Origin of the sequence: Streptomyces sp. NPDC020801 (assembly GCF_044334385.1) — a bacterium.
Classification (GTDB): domain Bacteria; phylum Actinomycetota; class Actinomycetes; order Streptomycetales; family Streptomycetaceae; genus Streptomyces.
The window spans coordinates 35,082-58,842 of sequence record NZ_JBIRST010000019.1; the positions used below are offsets into that span (position 1 = coordinate 35,082).

At 69.7% G+C, this 23,761-nt stretch carries 18 protein-coding genes; 12 read left to right on the plus strand and 6 right to left on the minus strand.

Features of this window, described 5'->3' with window-relative positions:
* Window positions 1-80: 80 nt before the first annotated feature.
* The 3 genes from helR to ACH4UM_RS31260 form a co-directional block, all read right to left on the minus strand.
* Complete coding sequence (gene helR / locus ACH4UM_RS31250; protein ID WP_398186594.1) at window positions 81-2,234, minus strand: RNA polymerase recycling motor ATPase HelR; 2,154 nt, start codon at window positions 2,232-2,234, stop codon at window positions 81-83.
* A 215-nt stretch (window positions 2,235-2,449) separates the two neighbouring features.
* A complete protein-coding gene (locus ACH4UM_RS31255) occupies window positions 2,450-3,664 on the minus strand; it encodes a glycosyltransferase (RefSeq protein ID WP_398186875.1) in 1,215 nt (404 codons plus the stop codon).
* A gap of 387 nt (window positions 3,665-4,051) precedes the next feature.
* Window positions 4,052-5,587 carry a serine/threonine protein kinase gene (locus ACH4UM_RS31260; RefSeq protein WP_398186596.1) on the minus strand — a complete coding sequence of 512 codons (1,536 nt, stop codon included), beginning with the start codon at window positions 5,585-5,587 and terminating at the stop codon, window positions 4,052-4,054.
* 623 nt (window positions 5,588-6,210) lie between these two features.
* Between ACH4UM_RS31260 and ACH4UM_RS31265 the strand changes: the two genes are divergently transcribed.
* From ACH4UM_RS31265 to ACH4UM_RS31295, 7 genes are all read left to right on the plus strand, one after another.
* A complete protein-coding gene (locus ACH4UM_RS31265; protein WP_398186598.1) occupies window positions 6,211-6,387 on the plus strand; it encodes a hypothetical protein in 177 nt (58 codons plus the stop codon).
* An 84-nt stretch (window positions 6,388-6,471) separates the two neighbouring features.
* On the plus strand, window positions 6,472-7,386 hold the full coding sequence (locus tag ACH4UM_RS31270) for a cyclase family protein (protein ID WP_398186877.1): 915 nt from the start codon (window positions 6,472-6,474) through the stop codon (window positions 7,384-7,386).
* Between the two features lie 121 nt (window positions 7,387-7,507).
* Window positions 7,508-9,088, plus strand: a complete 1,581-nt coding sequence (locus ACH4UM_RS31275) for a GMC oxidoreductase (protein ID WP_398186600.1) — start codon at window positions 7,508-7,510, stop codon at window positions 9,086-9,088.
* 210 nt (window positions 9,089-9,298) lie between these two features.
* The gene (locus tag ACH4UM_RS31280; protein ID WP_398186880.1) at window positions 9,299-10,093 is read left to right on the plus strand and encodes an SDR family oxidoreductase; all 795 of its coding nucleotides are present in this window, start codon (window positions 9,299-9,301) and stop codon (window positions 10,091-10,093) included.
* A gap of 36 nt (window positions 10,094-10,129) precedes the next feature.
* On the plus strand, window positions 10,130-11,572 hold the full coding sequence (locus ACH4UM_RS31285; protein WP_398186603.1) for a cytochrome ubiquinol oxidase subunit I: 1,443 nt from the start codon (window positions 10,130-10,132) through the stop codon (window positions 11,570-11,572).
* Window positions 11,569-12,609: a cytochrome d ubiquinol oxidase subunit II gene (locus tag ACH4UM_RS31290; protein WP_398186605.1), complete on the plus strand. Its 1,041-nt coding sequence runs from the start codon at window positions 11,569-11,571 to the stop codon at window positions 12,607-12,609. Before ACH4UM_RS31285 ends, ACH4UM_RS31290 begins: the two co-directional genes overlap by 4 nt.
* A gap of 47 nt (window positions 12,610-12,656) precedes the next feature.
* Complete coding sequence (locus tag ACH4UM_RS31295) at window positions 12,657-14,420, plus strand: cation:proton antiporter (RefSeq protein WP_398186607.1); 1,764 nt, start codon at window positions 12,657-12,659, stop codon at window positions 14,418-14,420.
* 12 nt (window positions 14,421-14,432) lie between these two features.
* Here ACH4UM_RS31295 and ACH4UM_RS31300 read toward each other — a convergent pair whose 3' ends face one another.
* The 3 genes from ACH4UM_RS31300 to ACH4UM_RS31310 form a co-directional block, all read right to left on the minus strand.
* Window positions 14,433-16,271, minus strand: coding sequence for a glycoside hydrolase family 15 protein (locus ACH4UM_RS31300; RefSeq protein ID WP_398186610.1), 1,839 nt, complete (start codon window positions 16,269-16,271; stop codon window positions 14,433-14,435).
* Window positions 16,272-16,582: 311 nt separating this feature from the next.
* Window positions 16,583-17,527 carry a DUF389 domain-containing protein gene (locus ACH4UM_RS31305; RefSeq protein ID WP_398186612.1) on the minus strand — a complete coding sequence of 315 codons (945 nt, stop codon included), beginning with the start codon at window positions 17,525-17,527 and terminating at the stop codon, window positions 16,583-16,585.
* A gap of 132 nt (window positions 17,528-17,659) precedes the next feature.
* Window positions 17,660-18,187 (minus strand): gluconokinase, encoded by a 528-nt coding sequence (locus ACH4UM_RS31310; RefSeq protein ID WP_398186615.1) that lies wholly within the window; start codon window positions 18,185-18,187, stop codon window positions 17,660-17,662.
* A gap of 151 nt (window positions 18,188-18,338) precedes the next feature.
* Between ACH4UM_RS31310 and ACH4UM_RS31315 the strand changes: the two genes are divergently transcribed.
* The 5 genes from ACH4UM_RS31315 (at window position 18,339) to ACH4UM_RS31335 (ending at window position 23,640) form a co-directional block, all read left to right on the plus strand.
* Window positions 18,339-19,322, plus strand: coding sequence for a 2-hydroxyacid dehydrogenase (locus ACH4UM_RS31315; protein WP_398186618.1), 984 nt, complete (start codon window positions 18,339-18,341; stop codon window positions 19,320-19,322).
* A gap of 206 nt (window positions 19,323-19,528) precedes the next feature.
* On the plus strand, window positions 19,529-19,864 hold the full coding sequence (locus ACH4UM_RS31320; protein ID WP_398186620.1) for a hypothetical protein: 336 nt from the start codon (window positions 19,529-19,531) through the stop codon (window positions 19,862-19,864).
* A 646-nt stretch (window positions 19,865-20,510) separates the two neighbouring features.
* Window positions 20,511-21,485 (plus strand): sugar ABC transporter substrate-binding protein, encoded by a 975-nt coding sequence (locus ACH4UM_RS31325; protein ID WP_398186623.1) that lies wholly within the window; start codon window positions 20,511-20,513, stop codon window positions 21,483-21,485.
* 93 nt (window positions 21,486-21,578) lie between these two features.
* The gene (locus ACH4UM_RS31330) at window positions 21,579-22,367 is read left to right on the plus strand and encodes an ATP-binding cassette domain-containing protein (RefSeq protein WP_398186625.1); all 789 of its coding nucleotides are present in this window, start codon (window positions 21,579-21,581) and stop codon (window positions 22,365-22,367) included.
* 4 nt (window positions 22,368-22,371) lie between these two features.
* Entirely contained in the window at window positions 22,372-23,640 is a 1,269-nt protein-coding gene (locus ACH4UM_RS31335; RefSeq protein ID WP_398186628.1) for a sugar ABC transporter permease, read from the plus strand.
* Window positions 23,641-23,761: the final 121 nt, after the last annotated feature.

A 23,761-nucleotide genomic window follows, 5' to 3' on the forward strand; every position in this document is an offset into this window, starting at 1 on the left:
GATCGTCTCACTGGATGCGGCGCGCTATCCGCGGCCTCGGACAAACAAGGCGCGGTTCCCGGAGGACAGAGCGGTCGAAGTCAGGAGCTCGTGAGGATGACGAGTTGCCGGGTCGCCCGGGTCATCGCGACATAGCGGTCGACCGCTCCTTCGATGCCGTTGCCGAAGCCGAACTCCTCCGGGTCGATGAGCACGACCAGGTCGAACTCGAGCCCCTTCGACAACTCAGGGGTCAGCGACCGGACGCGGGACGACGCCCGGAACGTGGGATCGCCGATGACGCAGGCGATCCCGTCGGCATGTGCGGCGAGCCAGGCGTCGAGGATCGAGCTCAGATCCGAAGCGGATCCGTGCAGGACGGGGACGCCGCCGCTGCGGATGGAGGTCGGCACGTTGGCGTCCGGGAGCACGGCCCGGATGACCGGTTCGGCTTCCGCCATGACTTCTTCCGGCGTCCGGTAGTTGATGCTCAGGGAGGCCAGCTGGATCCGGTCGAGCCCGATCCGCTCGAGCCGTTCCTGCCACGACTCCGTGAACCCGTGCCTGGCCTGGGCACGGTCCCCGACGACGGTGAAGCTCCGGGACGGGCAGCGCAGCAGCAGCATCTGCCACTCCGCGTCGGTCAGTTCCTGGGCCTCGTCCACGACGATGTGCGCGAACGGCCCGGCGAGCAGGTCCGGTTCGGCGCTGGGCAGTGCGCTCTCGTCGACCAGGGTGTCCCGCAGGTCCTGTCCGTGCAGCATCGTCACCGCGCCTTCACCGTCGGCATCGGCCTCGAGCAGGTTGTCGATGACGCGGGCCATGCGCTCGCGTTCGGCGGCGACAGTGGCGTCGTGCCGACGCTTGCGTCGCGACGCCTCCGGGTCGCCGAGCCGCTGCCGTGCCGCGTCCAGGAGCGGCAGGTCGGACACCGTCCAGGCCCGGGCATCCTCGCGCTGCAGCCGCTGAACGTCATCGGGGCCGAGCCAGGGAGCGCACAACCGGAGGTAGGCGGGTACCGACCACAGGTCTCCCACCAGGTCGGCCGCTTCGAGCAGTGGCCATGCCCGGTTGAAGGCAGTGAGCAACTCCCTGTTCTTCCGCAGCGACTTGCGGAGCAGGTCGGCCGGGACCTCGCCGTCGTGCTTGTCCACCAGGAGTGCGAGCAGTTCCTCCCAGACCTGGTCGCGCGCCTCGTTGTGCGGAGTACCGGGCTCCGCCGCTTCGAACGCCACGGCCCAGTCGCCGGCGCTCAGCCGGATGTCGGACCAGTGGGTCGTGACCGTCATCCCCTTGGTGGGCGGCTCCTCGTAGAACCTGACAGCCGTCTCGATCGCCTTCACCAGGTTCGCGGACGACTTCAGCAGGGCCACATCCGGGTCGGCCTCGACCGCTGCTGCGGCTCCCTCGGCGACGAGGTCCCGCAGGGTGCAGGTCTGCACGCCCTCCTCTCCGAGGCTGGGGAGGACGTCGGCGACGTACGCCAGGTAGGGCTGGTGCGGACCGACGATCAGCACGCCGCCCCGGCGGTGACCGAGGCGAGGGTCGGAGTAGAGGAGGTAGGCGGAGCGGTGCAGGGCGACGACGGTCTTCCCCGTACCCGGACCGCCGTCGACAACGAGAGCGCCGCGGGATCCCGCGCGGATGATGGCGTCCTGGTCGGCCTGGATGGTGCCGAGCACGTCTCGCATCCGTGGCGACCTGTTGCTGCCCAGGCTGGCGATGAAGGCGGACTGGTCGTCGAGCGCGGCGTGTCCGGCAAACCCGTCCGAGGTGAACACCTCGTCCCAGTAGTCGCTGATCCGGCCGCGGGTCCAGCGATACCTGCGGCGGCTTGCCAGACCCATCGGGTTGGCGTGGGTGGCTCCGAAGAACGGCTCGGCCGCGGGGGAGCGCCAGTCGAGCAGCAGCCGGCGACCGGCGCTGTCCGTGAGGCCAAGCCTTCCGACGTACACGGGCTCGGGGTCGTCCGTGCCGACCATGTGTCCGAGGCACAGGTCCAGACCGAAGCGGCGCAGTGCGCGCAGGCGAGCGGTCAGCCGGTGGATCTCCATGTCCCGGTCCATCGCCTGCCGGCCGATGCCTCCGGGCGCCTTGCGCTCGGCACCGAGGCGGTCGGACAGTTCGGTGATCGACTGCTCCAGGCACTCCGCGATGGCCGCGAAGTGCTGCTCGTCGCCGGCGATCAGCGTCGGGTCGGCCTTGGGGGAGAGGCGGTCGGGAAGGTCAAACGCCCTGGTGGTCAGGGGGTTCACGTCATCGGCTCCGATCTGAGGTCGCTCGCGAGCTTTGCGCGCGGCAAGGCGTCTGGACAGGTGTGACGAACCTGGTGGCCATGACGAGCAACGCTCCGTCCGACGTGGACCCCGTGGCCGTCGTCGGTTCTGGTCGTCAGGGCTGGTTCGCAGGTTGTCGTGTTCCGGGTCATGGCTCGACGATCCCGCGTGGTTCACACGGGCACTGCCGGCCTCTACCGGCTGGTCGCGTCGAGCAGCAGCTTCGCGGCCACCGTCGCGCCGTCGGTGCGGATCGTGCCGGCCACGGCCCTCGCTCGTGCGCGGGTCTCGGGGGTCAGGGCTGTCCTGAGCGCGGCCGACAGGGACTCGGTGGTCGGCGTCGGACCACTGTGTGCCGCGCCGATGCCCAGGTCGGTCACCCGGCCGGCCCAGTATGGCTGGTCCGCCGCCTGGGGTACGACCACCTGAGGCGCGCCGGCCCGGGCGGCCGTCGTCGTGGTGCCCGCGCCGCCGTGGTGCACGACGGCGGCCATCCGGCCGAACAGTGCCTGCTGGTTGACCTCGCCGACGACGAAGCAGTCGTCCCGGTCGTCGGTCGGGGCCAGGTCGGCCCAGCCGCGGGTCACGACCGCGCGGCGGCCCTGCGCGCGGATCGCCTCGACGGCCACCTGGGCGATGTCCTGCGAGGTGCGCATGGGCATGCTGCCGAAGCCCACGTACACCGGTGGTGTGCCGGCGTCCAGGAACGCCACCAACTCGGCCGGGAGCCGGCGGACGTCGGGCAGGATCCACGCGCCGGTCTGCACGACGCCGAGGTCGGGCGTCTCCCGCCACGGGTCCAGGGCCGGGTCCGTCGCCAGCCACGGCCGGTCGCCGATGACGTAGTCGCGGACGTTGTCCACCGGGGGCAGGCCGATCGACGCCCGGTTGGTGTTGAGCGCCTCACCGAACAGCGCATTGGTGCTCTGGGCGTCCAGGTCCCACAGCATCCGGTTGTCGGTCACCTCCGGCGGGAAGGGCCGGCCCGGGTACGCCAACGGCGGGTGGTGCGGCGACGGCAGGGTGAGCTGCTGGAAGGTCACGGACACGGAGCGGATGCCCAGTTTCTCGGCCACCGACCGGGCGCCGGCCGCAGCCGGCAGCACGCCGGTCGCCACCAGCGCGTCACATCCCTCGGCCGCCGTGATGACCGCGTCGAACTGGCTGGCGATCAACTCGGCCGCGCGCCGGGGCAGGTCCGCCGATGACGGCGGCGGCGCCGCGGTCGTCAGTGTGCGCGCCGACTGACCGAAGGGCACCATCGGCACGCCGACACCGGCCAGCCGCTGCGCGAAGTCCTCGTCCGGAGGTGCGCACACCCGCACCTCCGCGCCGAGTGCCCGCAACCGCACCGCGAGTCCCGCCACCGGTTCGACGTCCCCGCGCGACCCATACGTCGACAACAACACGCGCACTTCGCGACACCCGTTTCCGTAGGTTCCGGCTCAGGCCGGCGATTCTGCGGCATGACGGGGGCCTTGCCGCAAGCCCCCCGGTGCGCTATAGGTTGAGAGTGGAAAGGAGCGGGTAGCCTCCTTTCCTTTTCCTTTTGCCGTCCACTGGGGACGTACAACCTCCTCGCGAAGCGGCGGCGCGCCGCATACCGCGGTGCCGTCGGCCCAGGAGGATCCCGTATGAACCTGCGGATTCAGCCGCGGGACGAGAAGTTCTCCTCCCTCTGAGCGCCCCCAAATTGCCGCCCGGGCAGCCGCGCCCGGACCGGGCGGTGTGCCGAGACGACGGAGCTGCTGCGGTCGTTTCGGGACTGCGGTGAGACGGTTGGAAGGGTGGGGTGTTCAGACGCGGCAGCTGTCGATGTGGGTGACGTCGCGGAAGTCGGCCACGAGTGGGCTGGCCATGGATTCTCGGTAGACGACGACGGCGCGTCCGTAGGGCCAAGTGGTGTCGTTGTGGAAGTCTTGCTGGGCTTCGGAGCAGCTGCCGAACATCAGCCCGCGGCGGATGTCGGTCCAGTTGGGGTCGTCCTGGTAGTCCTGTCCTTCGGGGAAGGTTCCAGGTCCGAAAGTAACGAACATGGTTTGTGCTGTGGGGTTGAAGGTGACGATGACGTCGTCGCCCATGTAGTTCTGCCCTTTGAGAATGGGAGCTGCGTCGTTGATCAGGCGCTGGGCGGCTGCTCTCTCTGCGGGTGTGGCCGGTACACGGGCGGCGACCCATTCGTCGATGGTGGGCTGGGCATCGTCGGTGCGCGTGTAGGCGGGTGCCGGAGCCGCCTCGAGCGTGTGCGGCGTAGCGGTCGGTATCGCGGAAGCAGACGTTGTCGGGCTTTCTACCTGGCTGGGGGAGTGCTGGGCAGCGGCAGCGGCACCGGCTGCCACTGTGGAGGTACTGCTCCCCGCAGGGGCTTGTCCTTGCGCGGTATCTGATGCCTGGGAGGCGGCGAGGGCGCCGCCCATGCTGCCAAGGACCGCAGCGGCTGCGGCGACCGCCAGGTACAGCCGCGTACGGTTTCGCCGCCGTGACGGAGCCGGCCAGTCGGGTTCGGCCCCAGGAGGCAGGCGCCAGTTGAGGCTGATCAGATCGGCGACGAGGGAGGGCTGCCGGCCATCCTCGGCGGTGGGGAGGACGGCTGTCTCCTGTGATGCGAGCAACAGGGTGCTGGCGTGTGCGAGTTCGGCGGCGGTCGGCCGGTCGGACGGCTCTTTGGACAGGGACTGCTCCACCAGCGGCCGCAGTCCGCCGGGTACGCCGTCGAGGTCCGGCTCTGCGGACAGCACGCGAAAGGCCACAACATCCGCAGCGCCGCTGCCAAAGGGCAAACGGCCGGTGGCGGCGTAGCCGATGAGGGCACCCCAGGCGAAGATGTCTGCTTCTGGACCGACGACGCCGGTGCGGTAGTGCTCGGGGCTGATCCAGCCCGGCGTTCCGGTCATCACTCCGGTACGGGTCACCGAAGTGCCGTCCAGGGCATGGGCGATGCCGAAGTCCAGCAGTTTCGGCCCGGTCGGGGAGAGGATGACGTTTTGTGGTTTCACGTCCCGGTGGACGATGCCTGCGTCGTGGATTGCGGTGAGCGCTGCGGCTGTGCCGGCCGCCACCGCGCACAGCGAAGCTCCGTCCAGGGGGCCTGCGGTGGCCACCTGCCGGTCCAGGGTGGGGCCTGGAACGAAGGGCGTTGCCAGCCACGGGGCGGGGCCTTCGGTGTCCGCTTCGCGGACCGGGACCAGGCACTCCCCGGTGACCTGCTGAGAGAGATGTACCTCCCGCCGGAAGCGGGCGCGGAACTCCTCGTCAGCGGCCTGCGCCGGATGCACGACTTTGATGGCCATCCGGGTTTGGGCGGAGTCGATCGCGGCGTAGACGGTGCCCATGCCTCCTGTCCCCAGCCGTCCCACGACGCGGTAGGAACCCACCCGAAGAGGGTCGCCCTGCTGCAGCGGCTGGATTCGGCTGGACACAACGGCTCCCCCTGGTGATCAACGGTATGCATCGGCCGAAGCGGCGGTCAATCGTACGACCTGTCTCCCGCCGGCCGTTCCTGCCCGGGTGACCGCGGTCGGCCGCACTGCCGTCAGGGTGCGTCGGCGCGTCGCTGTGCCACCCTCAGTCGCTGCCGAACATCTCTCCCTCGGCGTTGCCGGACACGCCCGGCAAGACCTCGGGATCCCATGCCCCAGAGGCTCGGGAGCCGTCATCGTCCGCGCCAGGGCGGCGGTCAGGTCAAGCGATCACCAGCCTTCCGGGGCTCGCGGCCGCCGTCAGGACGTGCGGGGCCCTTGGCAGAGTGCTGCAATGACGGGAGGGGGCGCCGACGAGTTCGGCGCACAGAAGCGCACGACCCCTGGCTGACACGGGAGGGACGGTGCCGTGAAGCGGTCGGATCCATCCGCCGCCCCCGCTGTCGGTACACAGCCGCAAGAGGCGCCCGGCCCGGGCGTCGTACCCGGTCTGGCAGCCGCGGTGGCAGCCGTGCTGCGGCTTCCCCGTCAGCAGTGTGGTGCTGGTCGTCCTGGTGCCCGGCAGCGTCGTGATGATCCCCGTGATGATCCTCTCCGCCGTGGTCGGCTTCGTGACGGCCGAGCTGCTGCCGCCCGGCCGCGCCGTGCCGCCCGTGGGCAGGTCGGTCGCCCCCCGACGCCCGACCCGCCGCCACCTGGGACGACAGCCGTGAGCGCCGGCCGAGGGGGGCGAGGAGGAGTTCCCGATGACCTCTCATCCGCAGCCCGCACCCTCGCATCCCGCGGCATCGCGTTCCATGTCCGAAGCCGCCTTTCGCGACCTGTACCACCGACTGCGGGACCAGGCCCCGGGCGGCGGGGAACACCGGCGTGGCGCGCTGGACCGGCTCACGCCCGAGCGGGTGGTGGCGGCCGCCGCCGAGGTCCGGTGCGGACGCACCGTGTCGCTGGCCGCGCCCGTCGAGACCCGGTCCGGTCCGGACAGTCCGGAGCCCGCGTCCCACCGGATGACGGCACCGGCGAAAGGGGAGACCGGCGGGCACGGGCTGGCGTTCGCCCGTGACCGGTTCGCCATGAACGTGCACGGTGACGTCGACAGCCACCTCGACGCGCTGTGCCACGTGATGTTCGACGGCGAGCTGTACGGCGGTGTCCCCGCGAGCACCGTGACGCCGGACGGCGCCGGTGCGCTCACCCTCGACCTGGTGCGCGACGGCATCGTCGGCCGTGGTGTCCTGCTGGACATCCCGCGTCTGCGCGGGGTGGCGTGGCTCGATCCCGGGGAACAGGTGACCGCCGATGACCTCGTTGCGGCCGAGACCGCGCAGCGTACGACGGTCGGACCGGGTGATCTGCTGTTCGTGCGCGTGGGGCACCGCCTGCGGCGCCGGACCGTCGGGGCCTGGGACGTGGCGCGTGCCAGGGCGGGTCTGCATCCGACGGCGATGCGCTTCGTGGCCGAGCGGCGCGTGTCCGCCCTGGGCTCGGACGGCAACAGCGACACGGCGCCGAGTGCGGTGGCCGCGGTCCCGTTTCCCGTGCACGTGCTGGCCGTCAACGCCATGGGGCTGCATCTGCTGGACTACCTGGACTTCGAGGAACTGGTACCGGTGTGCGAACAGCAGCGGCGCTGGCACTTCCTGTGCGTGGTCGCCCCCCTGCGGCTCCCGGCGGCCACCGGCTCCCCGGTGAACCCGATCGCCCTTCTGTGACCGCGCCGGCCGCGGCTCCAGGTGCCACATCGCCGCGTGGCGCGTACGTTCGAAGAGGGAAAGCCATGGCAGGCCCCGGCAACGGCCGGAGACCGAACGAGCAAGGACGGTGGTTGCCGTCGTGGACACTCTCCCCCCTTACGACGTCATCGTCATCGGTACCGGCGCCGGCGGCGGCACGCTCGCCCACCGCCTCGCTCCGTCGGGCAAACGCGTTCTCATCCTCGAACGCGGTGATTACCTGCGGCGTGAACGCGACAACTGGGACTCCACGGCCGTGTTCGTGAAGGCCAAGTACCGGGCCCCGGAGTTCTGGCTCGACAGACACGGCAACGAGTTCCCGCCCGAGGTGAACTACTACGTCGGCGGCAACACCAAGTTCTACGGCGCGGCGCTGTTCCGGCTGCGCCCGGAGGACTTCGGCGAACTGCGCCATCACGGCGGCATCTCTCCCGCATGGCCGATCGGCTACGAGGACCTGGAGCCGTACTACACCCAGGCGGAGCACCTCTACCTGGTGCACGGCCGGCACGGCGAGGATCCCTGGGAAGGGAGGTGCAGCGCACAGTACGCCTACCCGCCGGTCGACCACGAGCCACGCATCGAGCAGTTGAGCCATGACCTGGAGAAGCGGGGGCTGCACCCCTTCCACCTGCCGATCGGGGTCGACCTCACCCAGGACGAGTACGGCCGGGCCACCCACTCCAGTGTCTGCATCCGCTGCAACCGGGTGGACGGCTTCCCCTGCCTGGTTCGCGGCAAGTCCGACGCCCAGGTCATCTGTGTGGAGCCGGCACTGCAACACCCGAACGTGGAGATGGTCACCAACGCCCGGGTGACGCGGCTGGAGACCGACGCCACCGGGCGCAGCGTCACCACCGTCGTCGCCCGGCTTCCGGGCGAGGAGGAGGCCCGGTTCTCGGCCGACGTCGTGGTCGTGGCCTGCGGGGCCGTCAACTCCGCGGCCCTGCTGCTCGCTTCCGGCAACGACCGGCATCCGCACGGGCTGGCGAACAGCTCGGACGTGGTCGGCCGGTACTACATGCGCCACAACAACCTCGCGCTGATGGCCGTTTCGAAGGAGCCCAATGACACCCAGTTCCAGAAGACCCTCGCCCTGCACGACTGGTACCTGGGCGCGGACGACTGGGACTACCCCCTCGGCGGGATCCAGATGCTCGGCAAGTCGGATGCCGAGCAGATCCACGGCGAGGCCCCGCGCTGGGCCGGAGCGGTGACGCCCGACATGCCCTTCGAAGTCCTGGCCCATCACGCCGTCGACTTCTGGCTGTGCGGCGAGGACCTGCCGCAGGCGGACAACCGGGTGACCCTGGAAGACGACGGCCGTATCCGGCTCACGCTCGACGAGGGCAACAACATCGCCGGTCTCAAGCGCCTGCGGCACAAGCTGCAGCACATGCTCGGCCATCTGGGCATGGACGAGCACCGTCTGCTGTCCCACAGCATCTACCTGCACAAGGGCATGCCGATCGGCGCCACCGCACACCAGGCCGGTACGGTGCGCTTCGGCACCGACCCGGCGTCCTCGGCCCTGGACGTCAACTGCAGGGCCCACGACCTGGACAACCTCTACGTCGTCGACACGAGCTTCTTCCCGAGCATCGGCGCGGTCAATCCGTCCCTGACGGCCATCGCGAACGCCCTGCGTGTGGGCGACCACCTGGTGGAGCGGCTGAGCTGACCCTCCGTCGGTGCCCGGACTCCGACCGGGCGAAGATCCTCGGCCGGGCAGCGCAACGCGGTCCGCTCCGGCATGCCGCCGCCCCTCCCCGGTGCTTGTGTGATGCCTGAACCTCCGGGCGAAGGGCCCGGCAGAAGCGGGCACGCAATGGAGGAACAGGACATCGTGACTTCCACCGAGGGTGCACCCCAGGGCGTGGTCCCCGCCAACCTGCTGAGGGGGCAGAAGGCACTGGTGACCGGCGCGAACTCCGGAATCGGCAGGGCGACGGCCGTCGCCCTGGGCCGAGCCGGGGCCGACGTGGTCGTGAACTACGTCGTGGGCAAGGAGGAAGCCGAGAAGGTGGTCGAGGAGATCACTGCCTTCGGAGTGCGGGCGGCGGCCTACGAGGCGGACGTGTCCGACGAGGGCCAGGTCGTCGCGATGGTGAACCGGATGGTCCAGGAATTCGGCACGATCGACGTCCTGGTAGCCAACGCCGGCATGCAGCGCGACGCCCCGTTCACCGAAATGACCCTCGCCCAGTGGCGGAAGGTCCTGGACGTCAATCTCACCGGGCAGTTCCTCTGTGCCCGTGAGGCGACCAAGGAGTTCCTGCGCCGCGGAGTCGTGCCCGAGGTGTCACGCGCTGCCGGGAAGATCATCTGCATGAGTTCGGTGCACCAGATCATCCCTTGGACCGGCCACGTCAACTACGCGGCGTCCAAGGGCGGCGTGCAGATGATGATGGAGACCCTGGCCCAGGAGCTCGCCCCGAAGAAGATCCGCGTGAACGCGGTTGCCCCCGGGGCCATCAAGACGCCCATCAACCGCAGCGCCTGGGAGACGCCCGAGGCGCAGAAGGATCTCCTGCGGCTGATCCCCTACGACCGGATCGGTGATCCGGAGGACATCGCCCACGCCGTCGTCGGCCTCGCTTCCGACCTCATGGACTACGTCGTGGGAACCACCCTGTACGTCGACGGCGGCATGACTCTCTTCCCCGGCTTCGCCACCGGCGGCTGACCCACCTCATCCGCGTCGGCTCCCGGAGAGACCCACATGCACATCGTCCTGCTGCTGGCGGACGCGCCGGCGCAAACGCTGCCGGCCAGATCGCTGATGGCCTTCACCCTCGCCTCCCACATCATTCTGGTCCCCCTGGGCGTCGCACTGCCGTTGATCACGCTCATCATGCACGGCTACGGTCTGCGCCGTGACGATGCGACCGCCCTGCTGCTGGCACGGCGCTGGTCGGCCGTCATGGCGGTCCAGTTCGCGATCGGGGTCGTCACCGGCACCGTGCTGTCGTTCGAGTTCGGACTGCTGTGGCCGGGCATGATGGGCCGGTGGGGCGATGTCTTCGGCATCGGGTTCGGTGTCGAGGCCTGGGCCTTCTTCCTGGAGGCCGTCCTCATCGCCATCTATCTCTACGGCTGGCGAAGGCTTCCTCCCCGGACCCACTTCCTGCTCGGGCTGCCCCTGCCCCTTGTGGCGCTGCTCGGTGCCTTCGGCATCCTGGCCGCCAACTCGTGGATGAACACCCCGCGCGGCTTCACCCTCGACTCCGCCGGCAAGCCCGTGGACGTGAAGATCTGGAAGGCGATCTTCACGCCCATGTTCGGCCCGCAGTACTGGCATTTCGTCGTGGCGATGCTGGTGACGGCGGGCTACGTCGTGGCCGGCGTCTACGCCGTCGGCCGGCTGCGCGGCCGCCGGGACCGTTACCACCGGCTCGGTTTCACGATCCCCTTCACGCTCGCCGCGGTGTTCACACCCGTGCAGTTCGTGCTCGGCGACTCCATCGCCCGGCAGGTCTTCCACAAGCAGCCGGTGAAGTTCGCCGCGATGGAGATCGTCTGGAGGACCGACACACACGTGCCCGAATACCTGTTCGGCCGACTGCATCCGAACGGGAGCATCTCCGGCGGTATCCGGATCCCGCAGCTCGACTCCATCCTCGCCGGGTTCCACGCGGACACCAAGGTGACCGGGCTTACCTCGGTACCCGCGAGCGACCGGCCGACGGCCACGCAGGCCACCATCGCCCACTGGGCCTTCGACATCATGGTCGGGATCGGCTCCTTGCTGGTGCTGCTCGCGCTCTGGTACGCGGCGATGTGGTTGCTGCGCCGCAGGATGCCCCTCTCACCCTGGTTCTTCCGGTGCGCGGCCGGGTCAGGCCTCGCCTCCGTCGTCGCCGTCGAGTGCGGCTGGATCGCCACCGAAGTGGGCCGTCAGCCGTGGATCGTGTACCAGAACATGCGGGTCGCGGAAGCCGTGACGGCCACGCGTTCAGGCAGTCTGTGGATCATGTTCGCCCTGGTCGTCGTGGTGTACGTCTTCGTCTTCGGGTCGTTCCTCGCGGTGCTGCTGAAAATGCGCTCCCGCTGGCGGCTCGCCGACGAGGCGGGCGGACCGCGGACACCGAAGGAGACACGGGAGACGGACACGCCAGAGACGGACACACCGTACGGGCCGCGCTCCGCCGGGAGCCGACCGTGATCGCCGGGGTCATCGCCGTCGTCCTGCTGCTCGCGATCGCCGCCTATGCCTGCGGCGGCGGCACCGACTACGGAGCCGGCTTCTGGGACCTGACCGCGGGCGGAGCGGAGCGCGGCAAGCGCCCACGATGGCTGATCGACCACGCGATGGAGCCCGTCTGGGAGGTCAACAACGTCTGGCTGATCTTCGTGCTGGTCATCATGTGGACGGGATTCCCCGTCCTCTTCCAGCAGGTGTTCACCACGATGTGGCTGCCCCTGGCGCTGGCCGCCGTGGGCATCGTGCTGCGCGGCGCCGGCTTCGCCCTGCGCAAACCCGTCCGGCGGCTGGCCGGCCGGCGCCTGTACGGGGCGGTCTTCGCCGTCTCCTCGATGCTGACGCCGTTCTTCCTCGGTGCCGCGGCCGGGGGAGTGGCCTCGGGCCGAGTGACAGCCACGACGAAGGCGTCGACGGATGCCTGGGCCAATCCCACGTCGCTGCTGTTCGGTCTGCTCGCCATCGCGGCCACGGCGTTGCTCGGCGCCGTCTTCCTCGCCGCGGACGCCCGGCGCTTCGCCGTGCCGGACCTGGACCGGTACTTCCGCCGGCGGGCGCTGGGCGCCCTGGCCGTCGTCGCCGTGCTCGCCGTCATCACCCTGTTCGTCACGCACGGGGACGCGCCTCATGTGTGGCACGGGCTCACTCACGGTGTGGGTCTCGTCCTCGTCATCGTGGCAGCGCTGGGCACGCTCGCCACCGCATGGCTGTTGACGCGGCCCTCCGGAGCCTGGTCCCGGGTCACAGCGGTCGGCGTGGTCGCGTCGGCCGTCATCGCCTGGGGCATGGCGCAGCGCCCCTACCTCGTCCCGACCTCGCTGACCGTCTCCGAGGGCGCGGGCGCGCACACCACACTGCGCTGGCTGGCGTTCGTCACCCTTGTTGCCGTCGTGCTCGTCATCCCCGCGGTCGCCCTGCTGTACTGGCTGGACACCCACGGCGAGCTGGAGGGGCTCACCGATGCCGACCTGCGGCGCACGGGTGCCGGTGACGAGGGCTGACCTCGTGGCGAACCTCTGCACCCGGCACACCGAAGGGTGAGAGCCCGGTGAGCGAGAACGACATCCTGCTGGGCATCGGCCTGACCGTGGCCCTCGCCGTCGGGTGCCAGATCCTCGCGAGCCGGCTGCGGATCCCGGCCCTGATCGTGCTGCTGCCGGCCGGGTTCGCCGCCGGAGCCCTGACCGACGTCGTCCACCCAGACAAGCTCCTGGGACCGGCCTTCTCCCCCGTGGTCTCGGTATCAGTGGCGCTCATCCTCTACGACGCCGGGCTGGGACTGCACCTGCGCCACCTCCAGGGGGCGACACGCAATGTCGTCGTCCGGCTCATGGTGCTCGGCGTGCTGCTCACATGGGGGACCCTCATGGGCCTGGGGCCGGCCCTGTTCGGTGTGCCGTCGGCCGTGGCCAGCATGATCGGTGTGATCCTCGTGGTGTCCGGACCGACCGTCGTCGGTCCACTGCTGGAACACGTTCGGCCGTCGGACAAGGTGCGGCGCATCCTGGTGTGGGAAGGCTCCCTGATCGATCCCGTCGGCGGCATCCTCGGCGCCGTCGCCTTCCACTCCATCGTCTCCGGCGGACTCCAGAGCGGCCATTTCCGCTTCGGCTCGTTCTTCGCCGGCATCGCAGTCGGACTCGCCGGCGGCGCGATCGGCGCCGCACTGCTGTGGTTCACCCTCCGGCGGCTCGCCCTCGGCGAGACGCTCGGCACGCTCGCCCAGCTGGCCACCGTGGTCGCGGTGGCCGCCGGCTGCGACATGGTGTTCGACGACACCGGACTCATCGCCGCGATCGTCACCGGACTGACCGTCGCGAACCTGCCCGGATTCGACATGCCCGCACGCCGGCCGTTCTTCGAGACGCTCGTCCAGCTGATCATCGGCCTGCTGTTCATCTCCATCTCGGCCACGGTGACGCCGAAGTCCGTCGTCCCGGTGCTGCTGCCCACTCTCGCGCTCGTGGCCGCGCTCGTCGTGGTGGTCAGACCCCTGGTGGCCCTGCTGTCCACCACCGGGCCGGAACTCGCGCTCCGCGAGCGCGCCTTCATCGGCTGGATGGCCCCGCGCGGCATCGTGGCCGCGTCCACCGCCACGACCTTCTCCGCTTCGCTCACCGCCATGGGACTGCGCGGCGCCGGCAAGATCCTTCCCATCACCTTCCTGGTGATCGTGGGAACGGTCGTGGTCTATGCGCTGACGGCGAGGCCGGTCGCCGGCAGGCTGGGCGTCGCGCGCCCCGCACGTGCGCGTCCGCTCCTGGTGGGCGGTGATCCCTGGGTCATCGATCTCGCCCGAGCGCTGCGCACCGCCGGACTCGACGTGCTGATGTGGGCGGGGGCCGCACAGGAAAGGAACCGGATCAAGGAGGCGGGCATCGAGCTGGCCGCCGGGGAGTTGATGGCCGCGGCCACCGATCCGCAGGCCCGGCTGGAAGGGATCACCTCGGTCCTCCTGCTCACGGACGACGACGACTTCAACGCGCTCGCCCTGATCGTCATGGAGGACAGCGTCGAGGGCCCGGTCTACCGTGTCGGGCCGCCACCGGACAGCCGGGGCGTCGTCGCCCCCTACACCGCCGGCGGCACCCTCTTCGGCCCCCAGCTCGTCCGGCATGCCCTGGCGGCCCGTCACGAGCGGGGCGCCCACTTCCACGTACAGCCGGCGACGGCGCCCCTCCCACCGGGGCACGACGTCCTGTTCGTCGTACGGCACGACGGCCGGCTGGAACCCGTCACCGAAGCCCTGCCGGTCACCGCGGAGCCGGGGGACACACTCGTCCTCCTCGGACCCGCACCGCCGGCCGGATGAACCGGGTCCGCACTACCGCCGGTCGAGGGCGTCGTTCAGAGTGAGGGCCGCGTCGATGAGGGCGAGATGAGTGAACGCCTGGGGGAAATTGCCCAGCTGACGGCCCGTCGGATCGATCTCCTCCGAGTACAGGCCCAGGTGGTTGGCGTACCCCATCATCTTCTCGAAGACCAGCCTTGCCCTCTCGGTCCGCCCCGCACGCGCGAGGGCGTCGACGTACATGAACGTGCACAGCGAGAAGGTTCCCTCCGAGCCACGAAGACCGTCGGGCGAGGCTTCGGGGTTGTACCGGTAGACCAGACTGTCGCTGACCAGTTCCTCCTCCATCGCGTCGAGGGCCGAGGTCCACAACGGATCCTCGGGGGTGATGAACCCGACCGTCGACATGCGCAGCAGCGAGGAGTCGAGCACGTCACTGCCGTAGTGCTGGACGAAGGCCCGACGTCCCTCGCTCCACCCCTTGCTCATGATCTGCTCGTAGATCGCGTCCCGTTCGCCGCTCCAGCGTGTGACCGCGCCCGGCCGGCCGTTGGACTCGGCGAGCCGCAGCGCGCGGTCGAACGCCACCCATGACATGACACGTCCGTAGGTGAAGTGTTTTCGGCCGCCTCGGGTCTCCCACAGGCCCTCTCCCGCCTGGTCCCAGTGGTCGACCAGCCAGTCGAGGTTCGTCAGCAGCGAAGTCCAGCCCTGGTGCCCCACCTGTATCCCGTGCCGGTGCGCGAAGTAGATGCTGTCCATCGCTTCGCCGTAGACGTCCAACTGCAGCTGCGTCGAGGCTCCGTTGCCGATCCGTACCGGGGCGGAACGCGCGTAGCCCTCCCAGTGTTCGAGGATCTCCTCCTCCAGGTCGGAGGAGCCGTCGACCCGGTACATGATGTTGAGCGGGCCCGAGTCCCCGTCGCTGCCGGCCCGTTCCCTGACGCGGTCGCCCAGCCAATCGATGAACGCCTTGGCCTCGTCGGTGAAGCCCAGCCCCAGCAGGGCGTACACCGAGAAGGACGCGTCACGGATCCAGGTGAACCGGTAGTCCCAGTTGCGCTCGCCGCCCAGTTGCTCGGGGAGCGCCGTCGTCGGGGCGGCAACCAGGGCGCCGCTCGGGGCGTAGGTCATGAGCTTCAGCGTGATCGCGGAGCGCGCCAGCGACTCCCGCCAGCGCCCCGAGTACTGCGACTGGCTCAGCCAGGAGCGCCAGAACCTGACGGTATCGTCGAAGAGTTCCTGGTATTCGGCGAGCCGGATCTGCTTCGGCGGCCCGCCGGCGGCCGACTCCAGGACCAGCCCGCGCTGCTGGCCCGCCTGCAGGGTCAGCGAGAGGTGCAGGTCGTCCCCCCGGTCCGTGAGGACGTCCACCAGCCGCTCGTCATCCGGCTCGCGGATGGGGTGCACGGTGAGTTCCTCGCCGTTCTCCGCGGCGAACACCGCTCCCTGCTCGGCGATGTGCAACCGGTGGGACTTGCGGCCGTAGTCGAACCGCGGGGCGATGCCGATCTCGAAGGTCATGCTGCCGCGCACACAGCGGACCATGCGGACGAGCCGGTGCCTGGGCGTGGCCGTCCTCCCCGTCACGGGCATGAAGTCGACGACCTCACCGGCGCCCGCCTCGGTCATGAACCGGGTCACCAGGATCGCCGTGTCGGGGAAGTACAACTGCTTGGTCGCATGGATCGCGTGCATCGGCCGGACCGTGCAGTGCCCGCCCTTGTCCTTGTCCAGAAGTGCGCCGAACACACTGGGCGAGTCGAACCGCGGAAGGCAGAGCCAGTCGACCGTCCCATCTGTGGTCACCAGCGCCGCGGTCTGCAGATCGCCGAGCAGACCGTGGTTCTCGATCAGCGGGTAGTCGTCCATGGGGGCGCCCCTTCCGGTGTGCGATTCACCCGAATGCACCCCCTCCCATCAGCCTAAGCCGGAGGTCCTGCTCGGGCTCGTCGGGCCTGGGTCCGCGCGATGTGCCCCGGTCGCGGATGTGACCGTTCTCCTGCGCTGGTGCTGCGGCCGGAAAGGTCCACCGGTTCGCGACGCCAGGCACGGCACCTCGCCGCGTCGTCGCATCACCCGAGTACATCAAGTACTCAAGTACGCGGGCGATGCTCCGCCTTGCGATGCACCGCACCGGACGCCGCGAGCTTTCCGGCAGACCTTTCCGGTCGCAGCACCAGCTAGCGCTGTGCGGTGGCGCGGCGGGCCGCGCGGCGCCACAGGCGTCGCTGCAGACGCAGGGCCACGACCCCGACGATCACGAGTACGACCACGTTGAGCAGCAGTTGGACCAGCGAGCCCCATGCTTCGTGCCAGTCGGCGAAGGCGAGCGAGACGGCGATGTCCGAGGCGGCGGGAATCGTGGTCACGGAGATGAAGACGCCGAGCAGGGCGCTGCCGCGGGCCTCGGTGAGCGAGACGATTCCGACGATGCCGGCCAGGACGGCGACGGCGATCGAGAAGAAGTCCGGCGTGTCGATGAGGTGGGACACGGGCCGCAGCCCCAGATCGAAGGCCGCGGACTGCAGGCCGGCGCTCCGTGTCAGCGCGGCGAAGCCCAGAGTGACCACAATGGCCAGCAAGAACCCCACCGTCAGCGCCCGCGTCCCCTCCCGGACCCTGCGACGCTTACGGCGGTCGAGACCGAGGGCGATGCTGGTGATCGCGTTGTACTCGGGACCGACCACCATGGCCGCCACGATCAGGATCTGCGAGTTCGTCATGATGCCGACCGACCCGATGAGCCCGGCGATGACCAGGAACAGATAGAAGGACGGCGGATAGGTCCCCTCCGCCCGAATGTGGGCCTCGACCGCGGCCCACAGCGGCGCATGGACGAGCACGCTCGGCTGGTCGGCCTCGATCTGCTCGGCGTGCTGCGAGAACATCAAGTCGACGTCGTCGACCGCGATCGACCCCGTACGGTCGACTCCCAGCTTGCGCAGGTCGCCCAGCACGCCGTTCGCGGCGCCCTTCACCACGTCGCACTCGAGCGCGTCACCGCCCGGAACGTGTGCCGCCTTCACGACCACGAGGTTCAGAACACGATCGTGCGAGGCGAGCAGGTCGACGGCCGACTGGGTGAGTGCGGGCGGCATGACCATTCGGAAATGGATCAGATCCATCCGGACCTCCTGTGGGCGGGAGTCGGCGCGGTCACTGTCCGCACAAGATCCTCGGGTGAGACGGAACACGAAACCCTTGGTCCGCTGCGGGGCGGCGCCGGGCCCCGGCCGTTCGATTCGGTCAGGGGGCCGCTACCGGCCCGGCTCGGACACGGCCCGCAGCGCCGCACCCACGACCTGCGCCGGGCTGCCGGATGCGTCGATGGTGACGCCCGGCTCGTCGGGGTGCAGCGGATCCAGCGTGTCGTACTGGGAGTCGAGCAGCTTCGCCGGCATGAAGTGCCCCTTCCGGCGTGCCATGCGTTCTGCGGCCACCTCACGCTCAAGAGCCAGGTACACGAACCACACGTCCGCTCCCGTACGCCGGAACTGGTCGCGGTACGCGCGCTTGAGCGCGGAACACGAGGCAACACCCCCGTGTCCACTCGACGCAGTGGTTCGGACCCACTCCGTGAGCGCCGCCAGCCAAGGCCGCCGGTCGGTGTCGTCGAGCGGTTGTCCGGACGCCATCTTGGCGCGGTTCGACGCGGGGTGGAGGTCATCGCCCTCCAGGAACGGCACACCGAGTTGGTTCGCGAGCCGGGTGCCGACGGTGGACTTGCCGGACCCGGACACGCCCATCACGATCACCACGCGCGAACCGTCGACCACTTCGGCCAACGGGCCTCCCTGAGGTTGCGGTGGAACACTGGTACACGTTCACTATCGCCCGGCATTCCGGAACGCGCCGCGTGTGCGAACCGTTCGCGTCAGGCGGCCTGCCGGCTCCGCGCCCCCGCCGCACCCGATCGTCAGGCCAGGAGTCCAGCCGATGACTTCCGTCGAGACGTCCGACAGGGTCAGGGTCCTGATGCCGTTCACGCCGGCCGACCTCGACGGTCTGCCCTCGGGGTGGCACGCGATGGTCTGGGACGGCACCGAACAGCCCCCCACCGGCCAAAGCGTGGAGGCGGTCGAGTTCTTCGTCATCCCCTACACCTTCACCACCGCGGCGCTGCCCCTGCTGGCGGCACTGCCCAGCCTGCGTGTGGTGCAGTCCCTGAGCGCGGGCGTGGACGACGTACTGCCGCATCTGCCCGCGCACGTCACGCTCTGCAACGCCCGAGGCGTCCACTCGGCGAGCACCGCCGAACACGCGGTGGCGCTGACACTGGCCTCGCTCAGGGGCATCCCGGACTTCGTCCGAGCCCAGGAGGCACAGCGATGGTCCGCCGGTTTCCGGCCCGCACTGGCCGACCGAACGGTCCTGCTGATCGGCTACGGGGCCATCGGCGCCGCCGTCGAGGCCCGGATGACGCCCTTCGAGTGCAGCGTGCTGCGTGTGGCCCGTAGCGAGCGACAGACGTCGCGAGGGCCTGTGCATGCCATGAGCGAGCTGCCGTCCCTGCTGCCGCAGGCCGACGTCGTGGTGCTGACCGTCCCGCTCACCGGTGCCACCCGGGGCTTGGTCGACGCGCGGTTCCTGGACCGGATGAAGGACGGTGCCCTGCTGGTCAACGTCGGACGCGGCCCCGTGGTGGACACCAGCGCACTGGTCGACGAGGTGCGGACGGGGCGGTTGTGCGCGGCACTCGATGTGACCGACCCCGAGCCGCTGCCGCCCGGGCACCCGCTGTGGACGGCGCCCGGCACACTGATCAGCCCCCATGCGGCCGCCACCACCTCTGCCTTCCGCCCCCGCGCCCTGGCGCTGGTCCGCGCCCAGCTGGCCCGGTACGCGGCTGGTGTGCCCCTGGCCAACGTGGTGACACCGTCCCCGGTCGATCCGGCGGGCCGGGCAGCGCGGGAGGACTGACCGCGGGACGCCACCGATGCGGACGTCGGACGGGCCGATCGCCGTGCGGCGCCTGGTTCCCGCCCAGCCGGGAGCCGTCACCCGGGCGCTCGGCTGCGTGCGTGTGCCTGTGACCGCCGACCCGCCAGGCGGGTCCGACGGTTCTGGCGGATAGTGGTGGCGGGGCGACGTCCCTGGCGATCCCCCGTCCCGGTACAGGAGGCTCGATGCCCTCGTCACGGTCGCTGGCCGCGCTCACCGGCATCACGGTGCTCGGCATCGCGCTCACCGCCTGCCAGGACCAGGCGTCCGGCCAGATCGTGGCGCGAAACGATGCCAGGATCGTGGAGACCATTTCGAACACGTCGATCCACGGGTGTCACCGTTTCCCCGAGGGCGTGACCCACGTCGAGAATTTCACGCAGAGCAGCTTGATGATGTACACGACGCCCGACTGCAGCGTGCCGCCGGGTGGGCAGTCCGTCTACCTGAACATGCAGGCGTCGGACCACGCCGTCAGGTCCACCGGCCTGTGGCGCAGCTTCTCCTTCGCCCCCGAGTGATGCCACGGACTCACCGGTCCTCCAGGCCGTCATCACGGACAGAAGACGGTTGCGGGCCCTGCGCGGCGCGAACCGGACCTGGCCGGACCGATGTCATGGGCCCACGGGCGAGAGCGCGCGCCGGGATCCACGCACCCCGAGTGCGCACCGCCCGGGCGCACTCGACGAAGCGAGTGTGCCCGTCCTGTGCGATGCTGGGGTTCGTGAGCGCCACGGCTCGGCCGAACGGCGCCGGCGAGGGTTCTGGCAGGACGCCGACGGATCGGCCCGCCGTCCATACCCGGACCGGGAACCGGTGTGAACCGGGGGTCCGTGGACAGGCCGACGTCACGGAGCCTTCCGGCAGTGCTCCCGTCGAGGACCGGGCGACCGGTCATTCAGCAAGGAACGACGGGTGATGAGTCACTACCCCACTCGGATTCACCCTGACGCGCACCGGGGCGGTCCTCCTCGAATGCGGGCCACGGCCCCTTCCCGGCGGGCGGACCATTCCTGCAGCCACTCGCCGGGAATCCGCAGGCGGCCTCCACCGGGATCACGGCTTCGGGCGATCGTGCTCACCGCCTGCGCGCTGGCCCTCGGCGTCGGCGCCGGCGCGTGCGGGCAGGCCGGCGGCTCGGCCGCACAGGGCCGCGGCACGATCGGAGTGCTGCTTCCCGACAACCAGACGCCCCGCTTCGAGAAGTTCGACAGACCGCTGATCGAAAAGAGGATCAAGGAGCTGTGTGGCCACTGCGTGGTGAGGTCCGCCAGCAGCCGACATGACGTGGGCATCCAGCAACAGCAGGTGGACACCATGATCACCCAAGGGGTCGATGTCCTCATCCTCGACGCCGTGGACGGCAAGGCACTGCGCTCCTCGGTGCATGCGGCAGCGAGTGCGGGTATTCCGGTCGTGGCGTACGACCGCCTCGCTGACGGGCCCATCTCGGGATATGTCACCTTCGACGGCGGGCAGGTGGGGCGGCTTCAGGGGGAGGGACTGCTGAAGGCCCTCGGTGACAAGGCCCACGGCGCGCAGATCGTCATGATGAACGGCGCAGGGACCGACCCCAATTCCGCATGGTTCAGGGATGGCGCGCTCTCCGCCCTCCGGGGGAAGGTGAAGATCGGTAAGGCCTACGAGACCCTGGGCTGGCGTCCGGAGAACGCCAACCTCAACATGTCCGCGGCCATCGCCGCTCTGGGCGCAGACAGGATCGACGGCGTACTGGCGGCCAATGACGGCCTTGCCGGCGGCGTGATAGCGGCCCTCAGGGCCGCCAAGGTGGCTCCCCTGCCACCCGTCACCGGCCAGGACGCCGACCTCGCGGGCATCCAGCGGATCGTACAGGGAGAGCAGTACATGACGGTGTACAAACCCTTCCGCCTCGAGGCCGACGCCGCCGCAGCCATGGCCGTCAGGTTGGCGCGCGGCGAGAGCGTTGCCGGCATCGGAACGAAGCGGGTTGCCAACGCCACCAAGACGGGCATCCCCACGGTCCTGCTGACTCCGCGGTCGGTGACGGCGGACAACGTCAAGGAGACGGTGGTCCACGACGGGCTTTACACGATCGACCAGATCTGTTCGGGCAGGTACGCCTCCGCTTGTGAGAAGCACGGCCTCACCAGTGGGCACTGACGGCAGGTTTCCACCGCCGTCGCACGTCGGCGCCCCACGTTCAAGCCAGGGCGGTACCGCTTGCCACACCGCTCGGGCCATGAGGAGGAGCACATGACGAGTGGCTCGACTCCGCCCCTCCTGGCACTGCGCGGCATCTCGAAACGGTTCGGCGCGGTCAAGGCGCTCATCGACATCGATCTGGAAATCCGCGCCGGTCAGATCATCGCGTTGGTCGGGGACAACGGTGCCGGCAAGTCCACCCTGGTGAATGTCATCTCCGGTGTCGGGCCCCCCGACGCCGGCGTGATCGAGTGGGAAGGGTGCCCGGTGCGGATCACGCATCCGCACGACGCCCGGGCACTCGGGATTGCGGCCGTCTACCAGGACCTCGCGCTGTGCGAGAACCTCGACGTCGTCGACAACGTCTTCCTCGGCCGCGAGATCAACAGATACGGCCTTCTCGACGAAGCGGCCATGGAAAACCGCACGCTGGACCTGCTGCGGACGCTCAACGCGCGCGTACCCGACCTCCGGCTGCCGGTTGCGTCCCTGTCCGGTGGGCAACGGCAGACCGTGGCGATCTCGCGCTCGCTGCTGGGCGAACCGAAACTGATCCTGCTGGACGAGCCCACCGCGGCCCTGGGAATCGAGCAGACCGAGCAGGTTCTCGGGTGCATCGACGACATGCGCGATCGCGGCCTGGGTGTCCTCCTCATCAGCCACAACATGGGCATCGTCAAGGCAGTCGCCGACTGGGTCGCCGTCCTCAGGCTCGGCCGCAACAACGGGTTCTTCGACGTGAACACCACATCTCAGGAACAGATCGTCTCCTCGATCACGGGGGCCACGCACAGCGACTTCAAGCACCGCGAGCAGGACGAGACGGATTGGGAGTTGTGAGGTGATGCATCGACCGCGGAAACCCGCCCCGGCCGAACCAGGAGGGAGACCCCCTCCGAAGGGAGCGCGGGGCGCCACCGGGAGACGCGCAGCCATCGAGAGGTACATCGCGACCTCCCGGCACAGACTGAACGCGGGCGAACTCGGTTCTGTACCGGTCTTCCTGGGCCTGGCGGCCATCTGGATCGTCTTCCAGGCACTCAACTCGCAGTTCCTGTCGGCTCGGAACCTGTCCAACATCAGCGTGGACATGGTGGGCACGGGCATGATTGCGGTCGGTATCGTCTTCGTACTGCTGCTGGGAGAGATCGACCTGTCGGTCGGCTCGGTGAGCGGTCTGGCAGCCGCGGCCTTCGCCGTGCTGAACGTCAACCACGGCATCGGCGAAGGAACCGCCGCCCTCATCGCGATACTCGTCGGCACGGCGGCGGGAGCCGTTCAGGGGTTCTTCTTCGCCAGGGTGGGCGTCCCCAGCTTCGTCGTCACACTCGCCGGGCTGCTGGGCTGGAACGGCCTCATGCTCTACATCCTGGGCTCGACCGGCACCATCAACCTCAATGACGAGGGCCTGGTGGCCGCGCTGACGAGCTTCTACTTCGACAACGTGGCCGTCGCCTACGCCCTCGCCGCCGTTGGCACGGGCGCCTATTTCCTCGTCTCCTACCACGATTCCAGGCGTCGCCGGGGCATGGGTCTGCGCTCGCGGCCACTGGGCGAGATCGTCCTGCACACTGCCATGCTCGCCGTCGTCGCCGTCGCCGCGGCCTACGTGCTCAACCGGTTCCAGGGACTGCCGCTGGCCCTGCTCATCTTCCTCGTGGTCGTCGTCGGCCTCCAGTCCGTCCTGCGCCGCACCCTGTACGGACGCGGCATCTACGCAGTCGGCGGAGGAGTCGAGGCCGCCCGCAAGGCCGGTCTGAACGTCACCTGGGTACGGATCTCCGTCTTCATGATTTCCGGCACGATGGCTGCCGTCGGAGGCCTGTTCTTCGCCTCCCGCGTGGCCTCGGCCAGCCAGACCTCCGGCTCGGGCAACCTGCTGATCAACGCCATCGCCGCAGCCGTCATCGGCGGCACCAGTCTCTTCGGCGGGCGGGGCAGTACGTGGTCGGCACTTCTCGGCGCGCTCGTCATTCAGTCCATCGCCTCCGGTGTGGCGTTGCTGGGCATCCAGACCGCCGCCGAGTTCATGATCACTGGCGGGGTTCTGCTTCTCGCCGTGGTCGTCGACTCACTGTCACGACGCGCGCAGAAGGCTCATGGCCGAATCTGACGCAGCCAGTGACCGGCAGGTGGCCCGACGGTTCGGCTGTCACCCGGATGCCGGCGAACCGCCGGCGGCGGGCGTAGGCTTCGGGCGGTCGGCGAGGCCTGGCCGCCAAGGGCCCCGGAGG